At 62.1% G+C, this 13,239-nt stretch carries 15 protein-coding genes; 12 read left to right on the top strand and 3 right to left on the bottom strand.

Annotated features, from left to right (window positions below):
- Positions 1 to 3 precede the first annotated feature (3 nt).
- From GL286_RS01800 to GL286_RS01790, 3 genes are all read left to right on the top strand, one after another.
- Complete coding sequence (locus GL286_RS01800) at positions 4 to 849, top strand: hypothetical protein (protein WP_155093834.1); 846 nt, start codon at positions 4 to 6, stop codon at positions 847 to 849.
- Positions 850 to 861: 12 nt separating this feature from the next.
- Positions 862 to 1,641 carry a succinate dehydrogenase iron-sulfur subunit gene (locus tag GL286_RS01795; protein WP_155093833.1) on the top strand — a complete coding sequence of 260 codons (780 nt, stop codon included), beginning with the start codon at positions 862 to 864 and terminating at the stop codon, positions 1,639 to 1,641.
- Between the two features lie 146 nt (positions 1,642 to 1,787).
- Positions 1,788 to 1,937, top strand: coding sequence for a hypothetical protein (locus GL286_RS01790; RefSeq protein WP_155093832.1), 150 nt, complete (start codon positions 1,788 to 1,790; stop codon positions 1,935 to 1,937).
- 55 nt (positions 1,938 to 1,992) lie between these two features.
- Here the strand turns inward: GL286_RS01790 and GL286_RS01785 are convergent, their stop codons facing one another.
- Entirely contained in the window at positions 1,993 to 2,685 is a 693-nt protein-coding gene (locus GL286_RS01785; protein ID WP_155093831.1) for a metal-dependent hydrolase, read from the bottom strand.
- A gap of 139 nt (positions 2,686 to 2,824) precedes the next feature.
- Here GL286_RS01785 and gatC point away from each other — a divergent pair, with 139 nt between their 5' ends.
- Genes gatC through GL286_RS01765 form a run of 4 tightly spaced genes read left to right on the top strand, consistent with a single transcriptional unit; the run spans position 2,825 to position 5,817 of the window.
- Positions 2,825 to 3,112 carry an Asp-tRNA(Asn)/Glu-tRNA(Gln) amidotransferase subunit GatC gene (gene gatC, locus GL286_RS01780; RefSeq protein ID WP_155093830.1) on the top strand — a complete coding sequence of 96 codons (288 nt, stop codon included), beginning with the start codon at positions 2,825 to 2,827 and terminating at the stop codon, positions 3,110 to 3,112.
- A complete protein-coding gene (gene gatA, locus GL286_RS01775; protein WP_155093829.1) occupies positions 3,109 to 4,593 on the top strand; it encodes an Asp-tRNA(Asn)/Glu-tRNA(Gln) amidotransferase subunit GatA in 1,485 nt (494 codons plus the stop codon). Before gatC ends, gatA begins: the two co-directional genes overlap by 4 nt.
- Before the next feature lie 25 nt (positions 4,594 to 4,618).
- A complete protein-coding gene (locus GL286_RS01770; protein ID WP_155093828.1) occupies positions 4,619 to 5,191 on the top strand; it encodes a hypothetical protein in 573 nt (190 codons plus the stop codon).
- Positions 5,188 to 5,817 carry an N-acetylmuramoyl-L-alanine amidase gene (locus tag GL286_RS01765; RefSeq protein ID WP_155093827.1) on the top strand — a complete coding sequence of 210 codons (630 nt, stop codon included), beginning with the start codon at positions 5,188 to 5,190 and terminating at the stop codon, positions 5,815 to 5,817. Before GL286_RS01770 ends, GL286_RS01765 begins: the two co-directional genes overlap by 4 nt.
- Here GL286_RS01765 and rlmJ read toward each other — a convergent pair.
- Together rlmJ and GL286_RS01755 are read right to left on the bottom strand one after the other, a co-directional pair.
- Positions 5,802 to 6,578: a 23S rRNA (adenine(2030)-N(6))-methyltransferase RlmJ gene (rlmJ, locus tag GL286_RS01760; RefSeq protein WP_155093826.1), complete on the bottom strand. Its 777-nt coding sequence runs from the start codon at positions 6,576 to 6,578 to the stop codon at positions 5,802 to 5,804. The two genes, GL286_RS01765 and rlmJ, sit on opposite strands and share 16 nt — an antisense overlap.
- A gap of 621 nt (positions 6,579 to 7,199) precedes the next feature.
- Positions 7,200 to 7,427: a DUF1127 domain-containing protein gene (locus GL286_RS01755; RefSeq protein ID WP_155093825.1), complete on the bottom strand. Its 228-nt coding sequence runs from the start codon at positions 7,425 to 7,427 to the stop codon at positions 7,200 to 7,202.
- A gap of 319 nt (positions 7,428 to 7,746) precedes the next feature.
- Between GL286_RS01755 and GL286_RS01750 the strand changes: the two genes are divergently transcribed.
- The 5 genes from GL286_RS01750 to GL286_RS01730 all read left to right on the top strand — a co-directional run bounded on the left by GL286_RS01750 (position 7,747) and on the right by GL286_RS01730 (position 13,234).
- Positions 7,747 to 8,862 carry an Mrp/NBP35 family ATP-binding protein gene (locus GL286_RS01750; protein WP_155093824.1) on the top strand — a complete coding sequence of 372 codons (1,116 nt, stop codon included), beginning with the start codon at positions 7,747 to 7,749 and terminating at the stop codon, positions 8,860 to 8,862.
- A 675-nt stretch (positions 8,863 to 9,537) separates the two neighbouring features.
- Positions 9,538 to 10,047 carry a division/cell wall cluster transcriptional repressor MraZ gene (gene mraZ / locus GL286_RS22840; protein WP_170295007.1) on the top strand — a complete coding sequence of 170 codons (510 nt, stop codon included), beginning with the start codon at positions 9,538 to 9,540 and terminating at the stop codon, positions 10,045 to 10,047.
- A 3-nt stretch (positions 10,048 to 10,050) separates the two neighbouring features.
- Positions 10,051 to 11,025: a 16S rRNA (cytosine(1402)-N(4))-methyltransferase RsmH gene (gene rsmH, locus GL286_RS01740; RefSeq protein ID WP_155093823.1), complete on the top strand. Its 975-nt coding sequence runs from the start codon at positions 10,051 to 10,053 to the stop codon at positions 11,023 to 11,025.
- The gene (gene ftsL / locus GL286_RS01735) at positions 11,025 to 11,432 is read left to right on the top strand and encodes a cell division protein FtsL (protein WP_155093822.1); all 408 of its coding nucleotides are present in this window, start codon (positions 11,025 to 11,027) and stop codon (positions 11,430 to 11,432) included. The genes rsmH and ftsL overlap by 1 nt, the downstream gene beginning before the upstream one ends.
- Positions 11,429 to 13,234: a peptidoglycan D,D-transpeptidase FtsI family protein gene (locus GL286_RS01730; RefSeq protein ID WP_155093821.1), complete on the top strand. Its 1,806-nt coding sequence runs from the start codon at positions 11,429 to 11,431 to the stop codon at positions 13,232 to 13,234. Before ftsL ends, GL286_RS01730 begins: the two co-directional genes overlap by 4 nt.
- Positions 13,235 to 13,239 lie beyond the last annotated feature (5 nt).

Raw genomic sequence — 13,239 nt, 5'->3', positions numbered from 1 at the left:
GGAATGCCGCAATCTCTGATATCCAGCAGCAAGCGCCGCATGATCGTGCATCTGGGCGTGCAGAAAACCGGTAGTACGGCGATCCAGCGTTTCCTGAACCAGAACGCCAAGACACTTGCCGACCGCGTCACGGTTCGGACCCCCGTGAAGGGTTCGTCCATGCCGCCGCTTGGCCGGGCGGCCCTTGCCTACAGCCTTGGCGCTGGTGGCGCGTCGCATGCTGCAGCGCTGTCTGCGGCATGGCGGGATGTGCTTGACGGTCTGCCTGCGAATGATCTGCCGGTCTTGCTGAGCCACGAGAACCTGGCCGGAGCCATGCCCGGAAATGGCGGCGAGACGCGCCTTTATCCGTTGTTGCCCGAGATCGCGTCGTTGCTGAGCGATCAGACGCCGGAATTCGACGTGCATTTCGTGATCTACACCCGCGAGATGTCGAACTGGAAACCCAGCGTCTGGGCGCAAGCGATCCGCACCGATGGCTATACCGGAACCGAGGGCGAGTTCTTGACCGAGGTTGCCGATCTGCCCGATTGGGACGACCTGCGGGCCCGCATGGTTGCGACGCTTGGCGCATTGCGGATCTCCTTCCTGCGGCTCGAGGACGAAACCGAGACGGATCGTCCAGGCCGCCAGCTTCTGAAGCATGTCGGATTCTCCGATCCGGAAATCGACGCGCTGACCCCGATGCAGGGCCTGCCCATGCAGCGGCTGAATACCGGATCGACAGAATTTCTACGTCAGCTCAACGGGCTGGCGCTTAACCCCCACGCCCGCAGCAGAGTGGCCGGATTGGTCGCCCGCTCGCAAGAATTGTTCACGGCCGCCACGCCGTCCAAAGGCACTCTCTGAAAGGAGCACCAAATGGTCCAGTTGACCCTTCCCAAGAACAGCCGCATGCGGGTCGGCAAGACCTGGCCCAAGCCCGAGGGCAAGAATGTCCGCCGCTTCAACATCTACCGCTGGGACCCGGATACCGGTGAGAACCCGCGGATCGACACCTATTTCATCGATCTGGACAAATGCGGCCCGATGGTTCTGGACGCGCTGATCAAGATCAAGAACGAGATCGACCCGACGCTGACCTTCCGCCGCTCGTGCCGCGAAGGGATCTGCGGCTCCTGTGCGATGAACATCGACGGCGGCAACCGTCTGGCCTGTATTTTCGGCATCGACGAAGTTCAGGGCAAGGACGTGAACATCTATCCGCTGCCGCACATGGCGGTCGTCAAGGATCTTATTCCCGACCTGACGCATTTCTATGCGCAGCACGCCTCGGTCAATCCGTATCTGATGACCGAGACGCCGACTCCGGACAAGGAATGGCGCCAGTCGATCGAGGATCGCAAGAAGCTCGACGGTCTTTATGAATGCGTGATGTGCGCGTCCTGCTCGACCTCGTGCCCCAGCTACTGGTGGAACGGCGACCGCTATCTTGGGCCGGCGGCGCTGCTGCATGCCTATCGCTGGATCATCGATTCCCGCGACGAAGCGACCGGCGAGCGTCTGGATGCGCTGGAAGATCCCTTCAAGCTGTATCGCTGCCACACGATCATGAACTGCACGAACACTTGCCCGAAAGGCCTGAACCCGGCCAAGGCAATTGCTTCGATCAAGCACATGATGGTCGAGCGCGTCGTCTGATTTCAGGCGTCTGATTTGACCTGAGGGCATGGCCGGTATGACGGCCAAACCCCGCTTTCGCCGCGATGCAGCACTGGTTTTGGCTGCCTCGCGGCATTATATTTTGGGCAATCCCGCATAGTTGTTATCCGATCCGGAGTTGCCCGATGAACACCACCGAGACCAACAAAGTCACGCCCCTGAACCGTGTGAATGACAAAGCCGCCATCGAAGCCCAAGCCGTGCTTGAGCAGATGTATGGCTATTTCAGCTTCGAGCCGATGCCGCTGGAAGCGGATGATCGCCTCGCTGCCTGATTGCGGCAGTAACGATATGTGATGTAGCGCGGCTCCAAGCCGCGCTTTGTCATTTCTACAGGGTGATTGCCTCCATCACCTCGGGTTCTATGACATTGACGCCCGGAAGTCCGGCCCTCAGCGCTTCGGCGGATTGCTCGAGCAGCGGGAACGTCTTGTAGTGGCAGGGGACCACGGTCTTGAAGTCGAAGTATTTTTTCGCCGCCCAGGCTGCGCGCTTCATATCCATGGTGAAATGCCCGCCCGCAGACAGGATGCCGATATCGGGCTGATGGTACTCGCCCATCCACGCCATGTCGGCCATGATGTCGGTATCGCCCGAGACATAGATCACATGGCCGTCTCCGGCGATCATGTAGCCGGATTCATGACCGGCATAGATCGGTCCCTCATTGCCCTCGATCGAGGATGAGTGGCTGGCATTGACCATCGTCACCGCCGCACCGCCCAGATCGACCGTGCCGCCCTTGTTGAAGCCGATGCCCTGAATCCCCTGATGGGTTTCCCATGTGCTGATCAGGTCATAGATGCCGACAACGGGGATCTTCAACTCGCGAGCGATGGATAGCGTGTCGCCGGTATGGTCGCCATGGCCGTGCGTGATCAGGATATGGGTGGCGTCCTTGATTGCATCGTCGCGGCGGCCATCGGGGAAAACCGGGTTTCCCATGATCCACGGGTCAATCAGGATCACGGCCTGTTCGATTTCCAGACGGAAGCCGGAATGGCCAAGCCAGGTCAGTTTCATGGGGGAGATTCCTTCTTAAGCGCTGGATGCATCCTGCCAAGGTGGCATACGGGCGTAAAGTTCCCTGCATGCGGCTTTTGCGGCGCTTGCCCCGCCTCGACGTGGGGGGTAAACCCGCCCCAAGCGAAAAGGAGCCCCCATGTCGATCACAGAGGACGAAGCCCGCAAGGTCGCGCATCTGGCGCGCATCGCGGTTGCTGATGCGGACCTGCCGGCCTTGGCGCAGGAACTGAACGGTATCCTGCATTTCATGGAACAGCTGAACGAGGTCGATGTCGATGGCATCGAGCCGATGACCGGCGTTGAACCGATGCGCCTGAAGCGGCGCGAGGATGTCGTCACCGACGGCGAACAGCAGGATCTGGTCCTGAAGAACGCGCCCGATGCGCGCGAGGGCTTCTTTGCCGTGCCGAAGGTGGTGGAATGAGCGATCTGAACAAACTGACCATTGCCGGGGCCCGCGATGCGCTGGCCAAGGGCGAGATCACCGCGGTCGAGTTGACCGAAACCTGCCTTGGCGCGATTGACGCTTCGGGCGCGCTGAACGCCTTCGTCCATAATACGCCCGAAATGGCGCGTGACATGGCCAAGGCGGCCGACGCACGGATCAAGGCGGGCGATGCCGCACCGATGACCGGTATTCCGGTCGGCGTGAAGGATCTGTTCTGCGTCAAGGGCGTGCCGAGCCAGTCGGCCAGCCGCATCCTTGAAGGCTTCCTGCCGCAATATGAATCGACCGTGACCCAGAACCTCTGGGATCAGGGCGCGGTCATGCTGGGCAAGCTGAACCAGGACGAGTTCGGCATGGGCTCCTCGACCGAGAACAGCGTTTACGGCGCGACGGTCAACCCGTGGAAACTGGGCGATGGCGTCGAGCGCACCGCTGGCGGTTCCTCGGGTGGTTCGGCTGCGGCTGTTGCGGCGGATCTGTGCCTTGGCGCGACCGCGACCGATACCGGCGGCTCGATCCGTCAGCCTGCGGCCTTTACCGGCACGGTCGGTCTGCGTCCGACCTATGGCCGTGTCAGCCGTTGGGGCGTGATCGCCTATGCCTCGTCCTTGGATCAGGCTGGTCCGATCACCAAGACCGTGCGCGATGCGGCGATCATGCTGGGTGCGATGGCCTCGGTCGATGCCAAGGATTCGACCAGCGCCGAGCGTCCGGTCCCCGATTATGAAGCTGCGTTGACCGGCGATATCCGCGGCAAGAAGATCGGTATTCCCAAGGAATACCGCATTGATGGCCTGTCGGACGAGATCGACGGGCTGTGGTCGAAAGCAGCGGATATGTTGCGCGATGCCGGTGCCGAGATTGTCGACATCAGCCTGCCGCATGCGAAATATGCCCTTCCGGCCTATTACGTCATTGCTCCGGCCGAGGCGTCCTCGAACCTCGCGCGCTATGACGGGGTGCGCTATGGCCGCCGCGCGAAACTCGGCGCAGGCGATGGCGTGGTCGAGATGTATGAGCGCACCCGCGCCGAGGGCTTCGGCCCCGAGGTGCAGCGCCGCGTCATGGTCGGAACTTACGTTCTGTCGGCAGGCTTCTACGATGCCTATTACAACCGCGCCCGCAGGGTCCGTGCGCTGATCAAACGCGACTTCGATCAGGCCTATGCCTCGGGTGTCGATGCGATCTTGGCTCCGACCACGCCCAGTTCGGCCTTTGGGCTTGGCACGGCGGACAAGAGCAACCCGGTCGAGATGTATTTGAACGACGTCTTCACCGTGACGTTGAACCTTGCCGGACTGCCGGGCATATCGGTGCCGGTCGGTCTTGATAAGCAGGGATTGCCGCTTGGAATGCAACTCATCGGCCGTCCCTGGGACGAGGGTGGGCTGTTGAACCTTGCGCAATCGTTAGAAACTGCGGCAGAATTTACAGCGAAACCGACGCGCTGGTGGTAAACAGCCCGGAACTGGAGGGAACGTGATGCTAAGATTGGCGACACTGGCCATGCTGGCCCCTGTCCTGACCGTGATGGCCTGTGCTGAGAATACGGGGTGGAACCCGAATTACAGCGCCATGAACAACGGTTCTTCCTATGCAAGTTACTTGCAGCAGCGTGAAGTCGCGTTGGACGGGAAGGCCGCGGTTCCACAGGCCATTCCTGTACAGCTGCCCGCAAATGCTCCGTCGGTTCTGGATCTGGGGGCGACACCCACCTCGACCACACCGGCCAAGGTGGTCGCGGTCCCGCGTGGCTCTGCGCCGAACGCCGCGCCGGTCACGACGACCGGACCTTATGCGGGGACAACGCCGGTTCTGGTGAAATACGCCTATCAAGAGCATCACGATCCCGGGTCCAGCGTTTACCAGCGGACCGGTGGCTCGGTGGCGCAAGCGGCGCGCACCTGCAGCAGCTACCCTTCGGTCGATGCGGCACAGCGTGGCTTCATCGCGCAGGGCGGCCCGATCCTTGACCCCAAAGGCATGGATCCGGATGGCGACGGCTATGTTTGTGGCTGGGATCCGCGGCCTGTGCGGCAGTCGAACGGGCTTTGAGCCTATCGCCCAATCATGGCGACCGGCGCGGGCAACGTCCCGAGCTGGTCGTTTTGCATTATACCGGCATGGCGGACGGTCCTTCGGCGCGCCAGCGTTTGTGTGATCCTGTTGCCGAAGTCAGCGCGCATTGGCTGATCCATGAAAACGGCCTGACCGAGGCATTGGTCCCCGAGGATCGCCGCGCGTGGCATGCAGGCGCGGGAAGCTGGCAGGGGCGCGATGACGTGAATTCGCGTTCGATCGGGATCGAACTGGTCAATCCGGGCGACCGCCCCTTTCCCGAGCCCCAAGTGGCGGCGCTTGAAACCCTGCTGCGGCAGATCCTGACGCGTTGGAACATTCCGGCGCATAGCGTGATTGCACATTCCGACATGGCCCCCGACCGCAAGATCGATCCCGGCCCGCGGTTCGATTGGCGCAGATTGGCGCTGCAGGGACTTGCCGAGTGGCCGGAGCGCTTGGGGCAGGATCTGCCGCTTGCGGACAGTCTGGCGCGGATCGGCTATCCCGACGGCCCGGCAGGGCTTGCAGCGTTCCGCTTGCGGTTCCGGCCTTGGGCCGACGGCCCCGAGGATGTCGCCGATCGCAAGCTGGCGGCAGGGCTGGCCTATAGGCGTTTGTAAAGCGCCTCGATCCGGCGGGCTTCGTCTTGCAGGCCGTAGGGCGGATTGATCACGAACATACCCGAGCCAACCATGCCATGCCCGGGACGGGCTGGCGGGAAGCGCACCTCTGACACCAGCGCCTCGGGGTGGGCAGTGCGCAGCGCCATGATCATCGGGACGTGCCGCAGATCGGTCAGAAGCGGATACCACAACGCGATGACGCCGACATTCCACTTGCGCGCGATCAATCCGATCTGGCGCGGAATGGCGTCATATTCGGATTTCACCTCGTAACTGGGGTCAATCAGCATCATGCCGCGGCGCGGCGTCGGCGGGCAGACTGCCTGCGCCATGGCGAAACCGTCCTGCTTGTGCAGATGGGCAAAGCCCGCGACTTGGCGAAGGGCCTCGTGCTCGGCCGGATGCAACTCGGCGAGGTGGACATTGTCCTCGAAGCGGATGAACTCGCGCGCGATCAGGGGAGAGCCGGGATAGGCATTCGGTCCGAAGCGGCCGCGGATCACATCCAGCGCCTGCCGGAGCGGGTGGTCAGCGGGCAGCCAGTCCTCGGCCAGAGCACGGGTGATGCCGGCGCGCGCTTCGCCGGTCTTTTCGGATTCAGGGCCGGACAGATCGTAAAGCCCGCGCCCTGCATGGGTTTCCAGATAGGTCAACGGCTTTGGCTTGGCCGCCAGATAATCAAGCATCCATGCCAGAAGAGCGTGCTTCTGCAGGTCGGCCAGATTCCCGGCATGATAGGCGTGCTGATAGGACAACATGCTGACCGCTTAAACGTCTTGGGCTGAAATGAAAAGCGGCGGCGCCCAGGGAGGAGGAGGGGCACCGCCGCGTAACGCCGGCCCAGGGAGGAGGAGGGGCCGCGTATGGGGTGCGGCAATGGCAGGGAGGAGGAGCCATTCGCCGCTATCCGACGACCCAGGGAGGAGGAGGGGCCGTCGTATTCCAAAGTCCCGACCGGTGGTTTTTCGGCGGCACCCTCAGGGAGGAGGAGGAGGGTGCCGCCTGAACCGCAAAGCCCAGGGAGGAGGAGGGGCTTCGCCGTATCGGTGGCGGCGTCCCCAGGGAGGAGGAGGGTCGGCCGCCGTAACAGTGAAGCTCAGGGAGGAGGAGAGCTTCACGGTATGGGATCGGCGACACCCTCAGGGAGGAGGAGGAGGGTGTCGCCTGAACTGCAAGGCCCAGGGAGGAGGAGGGGCCTTACGGTATAGGATCGGTGGCACCCTCAGGGAGGAGGAGGAGAGTGCCACCTGAACTGCGAAGCCCAGGGAGGAGGAGGGGCTTCACGGTATTAGGGCGGCGACATCCTCAGGGAGGAGGAGGAGAGGATGCCGCCTGAACCCGGACCCAAGGGAGGAGGAGAGGGTCGGGTATTCTATTCTTTACTTCGACCCCCAGGCAGCTTCGTAAGCCACGCTGCGGATCATCGAGCGGTTGATCCCCAGATCGGCAAGCTCGCGACCGGTCAGGTCGTTCAGCTCGCGCACGGTCTGGCGGAACAGCGCCCGGCGAGACAGGTAATCGCGCAAATCGGCCAGAAGGTTCCCGAAACGTCCTTCGCCAGCTTGATTTTGACGAGCCGCGCCTTGGTTCAGTTCGATAACAGCCATATCATTCACTCTTACATCGTCCCGAGCTTCGGATCGTCCGTCGCTCTGTTAGGGCGAACATGCTATTTCCGACGCAAATTCACAAGAGACGGGGGCGTGATGCTGCTATGCAGAAACCGAATAGCTTTTGAAAATCAGCGCCACAAATCATTCATAAGTCTTAACTTTTTGACAGGGCTTGGTTCAGCTTCAATGAAATCACGATAATGCAGCACAAGTTATACGTGGTTTCAGGGGGTTATAGAATGGATCGCGGCCTGCCTTGCCGAGCGCAGTCAAAATTGACATGCTGCGGTCGCTTTGAATTCCGGGGGTCGAAATGACGATATCACGTGAACGTGTGCTCTCTGAGCTACAGCAGGTAGCGGTTCCGGGAGGCGGGAACCTGGTTTCGGCAGACCTGATCCGCGCCCTTTCCATCGAGAATGGGACGGTTCGATTCGTCATTGAGGCTGCGGATGCCGATGCTGCGCGGGCGCTTTCCCCCGTCGAAGCCGAGGCGGAACGCCGCTTGCGCGCGATTCCCGGCATTGAAAAGGTGCAGATTGTCATGACTGCTCCGACAGGGCCAAGGCGCGGTCCTCCGGCCGGAGCCGAGGTGGTGGCCCGCTCGGGGCAGGGTGAGCCGCCGCCCAGCCTGAAAATCGGACGTCACCCCACACCGCAGGCGGGGCCAGAGCCGGTCAGCGGTGTCGCTCGCATTCTGGCCATCGGATCGGGCAAGGGTGGCGTCGGCAAGTCGACACTGACATCGAACCTTGCTGTGGCGCTGGCGCGGGCGGGTCGGAAGGTCGGTCTGCTCGATGCCGATATCTATGGCCCCTCGCAGCCGCGGATGCTGGGCCTGACCGGGCAGCGCCCGACCAGCGACGGCCAGATGATCGAGCCGCTGCATGCCCATGGCGTCACCGTCATGTCGATCGGGCTGATGATGAAGGAAGGCGAGGCGCTGGTCTGGCGCGGTCCGATGCTGATGGGTGCGTTGCAGCAGATGCTGAATCAGGTAAAATGGGGCGAGTTGGATGTGCTGCTGGTCGATCTGCCGCCGGGCACGGGCGATGTGCAACTGTCGCTATGCCAGAAGGCGCAGGTCTCGGGTGCGATCATCGTCTCGACCCCGCAGGACGTCGCGTTGATCGACGCACGTCGGGCAATCGACATGTTCAACAAGCTCAAGACTCCGGTGCTGGGGCTGGTCGAGAACATGTCGACATATGTATGCCCGAATTGCGGCCATGAGGCGCATCTGTTCGGTCATGGCGGCGTCGCGTCCGAGGCGCAGCAAATGGGACTGCCTTTCCTGGGCGAGATTCCCCTGAATCTGGACGTCCGATTGGCCGGTGACGGCGGCGCGCCGATCGCCACGACCGACAGTCCGGTGGCTCAAGCTTTTGCCCGTTTGGCTGAGCGTTTGATTGGCGGTGGCATGGCGTAAGTTCGAATCACCTTGGAGTTGATTCGCGGGGGTCGGTCATCGACCCCCTTTTTTATTGTCCGCTGTCTGGGAAAACATGGGAATGCGATTGCAACCACGAATCACCGGAGCGTGACCACCCGTGAATGCTGCGAATCTCGGCCGATTTGCAAAAGGCAAAGTCGGCTCTAATAACGCCTTGCGCCGCCGTTGACAGTAGGCTGCCGTCGCTTTCTGGGAAATTGTGGGATTTTTGCTTCACCCCTATCGAGCTACCATATGTAGTGGTCTGAATTGCCAAAGCTTCCAAACCTTCCATTTGTGAATCTTTAATGACTTTCAGTTCGGCAGAAGTTCACGGGCGGATGCCCGCTTGCAAGGGGTTTGGGGCCGAACAAACCCATTGCGTCCCATGTAATCCCATGTCATCCCTTTCATCACGGAAACGGGCTTCAAGGGGCAACAAGACCCCGAAGGCGACAAGCAGGCTTCATACAGGCAACCCGCTTCCGAAACGACCTTGTGGCGCGCGAGCAGCACCTCCCCCAGGTGGCGCAAACACAGGGATCGATCCCCGAAACTACGGGGCCCAGAGATGGGAACGAGGGCGGCGGATCGGGCAGTGGCAGCAGCCCGGTCCGCCCTTTCCTTTTCGGAGCACCGGAAAGGTCGGGACAGTGGAAGGAGTGCGGGCCAGTGGCACGCAACAGGTTCAGAGGATCCGAGGAGGTCAAGGTCGACGCGAAAGGTCGCGTTTCGATCCCGGCCAAGTTCCGTCGGGTGTTCGAGTCCTGTGACAGCGACTGGGAAGCCGGAAAACGCCCGCAACTGGTGATCGTTTTCGGCACCCGCGATTGGAAGCATCTTCAGCTTTACACCATGCAGGCGATGGGCGAGATCGACGAACAGATCTCGCAACTGCCGCGCGGTAGCGCCGAACGCAACCTTCTGGAAAATATCTATTACGGCCACGCGGAGGAGACCGAGATCGACAATGACGGTCGTCTGGTCCTGCCGCAGAAGTTGCGCGACAAGATCGGGTTGACCGACAGCGCCTTCTTTATCTCGGCGGGTGAAAGCCTTAAGGTCTGGAGCCCCGAGAATTACGAAGCGCAGGAGAGCGCACTGGAAGACCTCGTCCCGAATTTCGAACCGGGTGCAGACCCGCTGTCCTTGTTGGCCACGGCCCAGAAAGCCGAAGGCTAGACGATGTCGAATGCGAATGATCCCCATATCTCGGTTCTGCTAGGTCCGCTTCTGCGGGCAGTGGCGCCGGTATCGGGCACCTGGGTCGATGGCACGTTCGGCGCGGGCGGTTATGCGCGCGGGCTATTGGCCCAAGGCGCGGAAAAGGTCATCGGGATCGACCGCGATCCGATGGTGTTCCGTATGGCACAGGAATGGGCCGGAGAGTTCGGCGACCGACTGCAACTGGTCGAGGGCACGTTCTCGGAACTTGATACGCTTGCCGGAGAGCAGGTTGATGGCGTGGTGCTGGATCTGGGCGTCAGCTCGATGCAGCTGGATCAGGCCGAGCGCGGCTTTTCCTTCATGCGCGACGGACCGCTGGATATGCGCATGGGGGGCAACGGTCCCTCGGCCGCGGATCTGCTGAACACGGCACCGGAATCAGTGATCGCCGATGTGCTGTATCTTTACGGCGAGGAACGCGCCTCGCGCCGGATCGCCAAGGCCATCGTCGCCGCGCGTCCGATCAGCCGCACGGGCGAGTTGTCGGATATCATCTCGAATTGCTTGCCGCGCCCGAAGCCCGGTCAAAGCCATCCCGCGACCCGCGCATTCCAGGCGATCCGGATCTGGGTCAACGACGAATTCGGCCAGCTTGTCGCTGGTCTTGCCGCGGCCGAGCGTGCTTTGCGCCCCGGCGGTAAACTGGCGGTGGTTAGCTTCCATTCGCTCGAGGACCGCATCGTCAAGCGCTTCATGCAGTCGCGCTCGAACAGCGCGGGTGGCGGCAGCCGCTACGCGCCGGTCGTCGAGCAGGATGAGGCCGCGTTCAAGTTGCCGTTCCGCCGCGCGATCGGGCCTGATGAGAGCGAACTGGCACTGAACCCGCGTTCGCGCTCTGCGCTGCTGCGCGTGGGTATCAGGACAACGGCTCCGGCGGGGCAGGTCGACCCGCATCTGCTGGGTCTGCCGCAACTGGATGAAAGGGGGGTCTGATGCGCTCGGTCCTGTATCTGCTGACGACCTTGGCAGTGATGGGAATGGCGTTTTGGGCCTATCGCGAGAATTACAGCACTCAGGCTGCCCTGTCCGATATGGGCAGGGTCCAGCGTGAAATCGCGACCCTGCGCGAGGATCTGGGCGTATTGCGCGCCGAATGGGCCTATCTCAACCGTCCGGACCGGCTACGCGAACTGGCGAACCTGAATTTCGACAAGCTCAGATTGGTGCCGTTCGATTCGTCGCAATATGTCGATGTCGTGCAGGTCGGCTTTCCTGCGCCAAAGCCAGCCATGCCGGCTTTGAACGACGGCCCGATCCTGCCGGGGATGGACCCCGAACACCTGCCCATTGAACGGCCCGCGGGATACCCGCCACTCAGACCACAGGAGAGGACGCCATGATCCGCACCCCTCTGCGTCCCTTGGCGCGCATTCTTCGCGCCCGGGAAACCGGTGAAAACCCCGATGTGATCGAGGCCGAGAACCGCGCCCAACGACACGCCGTCATTCAGGACGGGGCGCGCAATCGGGCGCAGGGCCGGTTGTTTATCATGGCGATGGCTTTTGTGCTGGCATTCGTCACCGTCGGTATGCGCATGGGGGTAATGGCCGCCAGCCAGCCCAGCGAACCGCGCGCGCAGGTCACCGGAGCCCAGATCATCTCGCAACGTGCCGACATTACCGACCGTCATGGTCGGGTGTTGGCAACGAATTTGCTGACGCATTCTCTTTACGCCCATCCCCGCCAGATGGTCGATCCCGATGCCGCCGCCGAGAAACTGGCCGCGATCTTTCCGGACCTGAAGGCCGCAGATCTGAAAGAGGACTTCTCGGGCAAGCGCAGCTTCCTGTGGATCAAGAAAAAGATTTCGCCCGAGCAGATGCAGCAGGTGCATGATATCGGCGAGCCCGGCCTGCTGTTCGGCCCGCGCGAGATGCGGCTTTACCCGAACGATCGCATCGCCAGCCACATTCTGGGCGGCTCGACCTTCGGTAAGGAAGACGTCGCCAGCGCCGAAGTCGTCGGTATCGCTGGTGTCGAGAAAGCCTTTGACCATTGGCTGCGTAATCCGGCGAACGAAGGCGCGCCTCTGGTTCTGTCGGTCGATCTGACTGTTCAGGCCGCGATGGAGGAAGTGCTGAAAAACGGCATGAACATCATGAAGGCCAAGGGCGCGACCGGCATTCTGATGGAGGTCAAGACCGGCGAAGTGCTTGCCATGGCCAGCCTGCCGGATTTCGATCCGAATGATCGCCCGCGCCCGTTGCTGACAGGCGATCCGTCGGACAGCCCGCTGTTCAACCGCGCGGTGCAGGGCCAGTACGAGCTTGGCTCGACCTTCAAGATCTTCCCGATCACGCAGGCCATCGACCTCAAGTTGGTCAGCCCGACCACCATGATCAACGCGAATGCACCGATGAGAATCGGGAAATACCTGATCAACGAATTCCGCAGCCACAATTACGGCACCCTCTCGGTGACCGATATCATCGTGAAGTCGTCAAACGTCGGTACGGTCCGCGTGGCACAGATGCTTGGTGCGGACCGTCAGAAGGATTTCCTTGAGAAACTTGGCTTCTTCGAGCCGACCCCCGTCGAAATGAGCGAGGGGCCGACGGGCAAGCCGCTGGTTCCCAAGCGCTGGCCTGCAGTGACCTCGGCGACGGTTTCTTTCGGGCACGGACTGGCGGCAAGCCCGCTCCATCTGGCCAGCGCCTATGCCACCCTTGCCAATGGCGGCAAACGCGTCTCGCCGACGCTGGTGCATGGACGGGCCCGCAAGGAAGGCGAGCAGGTCATCTCGGCGCAAGCCGCCCAGACCGGCGTGCAGCTGATGCGTCAGGTCGTGGTCCGCGGCAGCGGCCGCAGCGCCGATGTCGTGGGCTATGAAGTCGCCGGCAAGACTGGCACCGCCGACAAGCCGCGCCCCTCGGGCGGATATTACAAGAACAAGGTGGTATCGACCTTTGCCTCGGTATTCCCGGCCAGCAACCCGGAATATGTGCTGGTCGTGACGCTGGACGAGCCGACCTCGACCGGTCCGGGCGGGGAAAGCCGCACCGCTGGCGCGACCTCGGCCCCTGTCGCGGGCGAGATGGTCCGCCGCCTTGCACCGCTTCTGGGCTTGCGCCCATTGACCGAGACCCCGCTTCCCACGGTTGAACGCCCTCTGGCGGATGGGATAAAGCTCGTCTCGAACTGAGAAAC

Source organism: Paracoccus aestuariivivens (assembly GCF_009711225.1).
Classification (GTDB): domain Bacteria; phylum Pseudomonadota; class Alphaproteobacteria; order Rhodobacterales; family Rhodobacteraceae; genus Paracoccus; species Paracoccus aestuariivivens.
The sequence above is the reverse complement of the archived record's forward strand: the minus strand, read 5'-3'. Positions and strand labels throughout refer to the sequence as shown.

Bases quoted from the DNA above. Each gene is read 5' to 3' on its own strand.
- GL286_RS01800 (WP_155093834.1), top strand. From the start codon at position 4: ATGCCGCAATCTCTGATATCCAGCAGCAAGCGCCGCATGATCGTGCAT.
- GL286_RS01795 (WP_155093833.1), top strand. From the start codon at position 862: ATGGTCCAGTTGACCCTTCCCAAGAACAGCCGCATGCGGGTCGGCAAG.
- GL286_RS01790 (WP_155093832.1), top strand. From the start codon at position 1,788: ATGAACACCACCGAGACCAACAAAGTCACGCCCCTGAACCGTGTGAAT.
- GL286_RS01785 (WP_155093831.1), bottom strand. From the start codon at position 2,685: ATGAAACTGACCTGGCTTGGCCATTCCGGCTTCCGTCTGGAAATCGAA.
- gatC (WP_155093830.1), top strand. From the start codon at position 2,825: ATGTCGATCACAGAGGACGAAGCCCGCAAGGTCGCGCATCTGGCGCGC.
- gatA (WP_155093829.1), top strand. From the start codon at position 3,109: ATGAGCGATCTGAACAAACTGACCATTGCCGGGGCCCGCGATGCGCTG.
- GL286_RS01770 (WP_155093828.1), top strand. From the start codon at position 4,619: ATGCTAAGATTGGCGACACTGGCCATGCTGGCCCCTGTCCTGACCGTG.
- rlmJ (WP_155093826.1), bottom strand. From the start codon at position 6,578: ATGTTGTCCTATCAGCACGCCTATCATGCCGGGAATCTGGCCGACCTG.
- GL286_RS01755 (WP_155093825.1), bottom strand. From the start codon at position 7,427: ATGGCTGTTATCGAACTGAACCAAGGCGCGGCTCGTCAAAATCAAGCT.
- GL286_RS01750 (WP_155093824.1), top strand. From the start codon at position 7,747: ATGACGATATCACGTGAACGTGTGCTCTCTGAGCTACAGCAGGTAGCG.
- rsmH (WP_155093823.1), top strand. From the start codon at position 10,051: ATGTCGAATGCGAATGATCCCCATATCTCGGTTCTGCTAGGTCCGCTT.
- ftsL (WP_155093822.1), top strand. From the start codon at position 11,025: ATGCGCTCGGTCCTGTATCTGCTGACGACCTTGGCAGTGATGGGAATG.
- GL286_RS01730 (WP_155093821.1), top strand. From the start codon at position 11,429: ATGATCCGCACCCCTCTGCGTCCCTTGGCGCGCATTCTTCGCGCCCGG.